The organism is Endozoicomonas sp. ONNA1 (genome assembly GCF_024606325.1).
Lineage (GTDB): Bacteria > Pseudomonadota > Gammaproteobacteria > Pseudomonadales > Endozoicomonadaceae > Endozoicomonas_A.
The window spans coordinates 1-1,582 of the sequence record NZ_JAHHPN010000137.1 but is presented as its reverse complement, the minus strand read 5'-3'; the positions used below and the strand labels follow the sequence as shown (position 1 = coordinate 1,582).

The 1,582-nt window shown below is 44.1% G+C and carries 2 protein-coding genes; one reads left to right on the top strand and one right to left on the bottom strand.

Going from position 1 to position 1,582, the window contains the following annotated elements; genetic code table 11:
* Positions 1–18 precede the first annotated feature (18 nt).
* Complete coding sequence (tnpA, locus tag KDK19_RS03235) at positions 19–423, bottom strand: IS200/IS605 family transposase (protein WP_257274758.1); 405 nt, start codon at positions 421–423, stop codon at positions 19–21.
* A 46-nt stretch (positions 424–469) separates the two neighbouring features.
* On the opposite strand from tnpA, the gene KDK19_RS03230 reads away from it, so the two are divergent.
* Positions 470–1,564 (top strand): transposase, encoded by a 1,095-nt coding sequence (locus KDK19_RS03230; protein WP_257291327.1) that lies wholly within the window; start codon positions 470–472, stop codon positions 1,562–1,564.
* Positions 1,565–1,582: the final 18 nt, after the last annotated feature.

Sequence of the window (1,582 nt, the reverse complement as noted above, 5' to 3'; positions counted from 1 at the left end):
CGGAGTCCGATAGGACTCCTAATGCGGTCTATCCTGCTGTTCGATGTATTGCTTAAGAACTTCAATCGGCGCACCACCTACGGAACCCGCAAAGTAGCTCGGACTCCATAGAGCATTCTTCATATATGCAGGCTTTATCAGCTCTGGATGATATTGTTTCAGTCTTCGGCTTGAAACACCTTTCAGACTGTTTACCAGTTTTGATACTGCTACTTTTGGTGGATAGTTTACCAGAATGTGTACGTGATCTTGCTCGCCGTTAAATTCTTCCAGTTCTACTTCAAAATCAGAACATACGCTTCGGAATATTTTTTCAAGTGTTTTCAGATGTCTGTCTGTAAATACTTTGCCTCTGTACTTTGTGATAAAAATCATGTGTGCATGAAGCATAAAAACGCATCTTCTACCCTTTCTTAATTCCATTAGACCAACCTTGAAATAGCCATTATGGTCTATATAATAAATCATTATGGGTATTCAGACCAAAACACTGTCAGTCAGGGTGAAAGACAAACACGCAAAGGTACTGCGTGAAATGGCTTATGAGGTCAATCAAGTCTTTAATCTGGCTAACGAGCTAACCATGAAAGCCAATGGTCGTACGAGCGACTATGGGCCGGTTAAGCCTGTTTGGTTGTCTGCTTATGATGTCCAGAAGCCCGTTCTTGTTTTCAGGAAAGAGCAAAAGTACTTAATTCCGTCTCACACGGCTCAGGAAGTCTGTGCAAAGCACCATCAAGCTAGAAATCAATTTAAGAAAGCAAAGCTACGTTGGCGCATCAGCTCTGGAAGCAAGCGCTCTCTTGGTTGGATACCTTTCAAAAAAGGCTCTGCAAAGTGGTCTAACGGACAGGTAAGGTTTGCCAGAAAAAGCTTTAACGTCTGGGATAGTTACGGTCTTTCAAAGTATCAATTTCTTGCAGGCAGTTTTTCAGAAGATAGTCGTGGGCGCTGGTACTTCAATGTGGCGGTGCAAACCGAATCAAAACCTGTTACCGAAGGCAAAACCGCTATAGGAATTGATCTTGGGCTGAAAGATGTAGCTACTTGCAGTAACGGCGATCAGCTTGAATCAAAGCAGTTTTATCGTGAGCTGGAAGAAAGGCTTGGTACGGCTCAAAGAGCCAACAAGAAGCAAAGAGTTAAGGCTATTCATGCGAAAATTAAAAATCGCAGAAAAGACCAGATTCATAAATTTACGACACGGCTGGTAAACAACCACGCCGCTATATTCGTAGGCGATGTAAGCAGTACCAAACTGGCAAAAACGAAAATGGCTAAGTCTGTTCTGGATGCTGGTTGGGGAATACTGAAAGATCAACTGAAGTACAAAGCGATGGCGCAGTCAGTTGTGTTCGAGGTCGTCAACGAATCCCACTCCACCCAAACGTGTTCGAGCTGTGGCACTATTCCGTCCAGCAGTCCGAAAGGTAGAACAGGTTTGCGAATAAGAGAATGGACTTGTTCAGAGTGCGGAGCTGAACACCTGCGTGATTTAAATGCAGCAAAGAACATTCTTGCGGCTGGGCATAGCCGTCTCGCTGGAGGAATCCCACTGCTTTAGCTGTGGGAGGATGTCAAT

Coding starts and splice junctions, on each gene's coding strand:
- KDK19_RS03230 (WP_257291327.1), top strand. CDS start 470: ATGGGTATTCAGACCAAAACACTGTCAGTCAGGGTGAAAGACAAACAC.
- tnpA (WP_257274758.1), bottom strand. CDS start 423: ATGGAATTAAGAAAGGGTAGAAGATGCGTTTTTATGCTTCATGCACAC.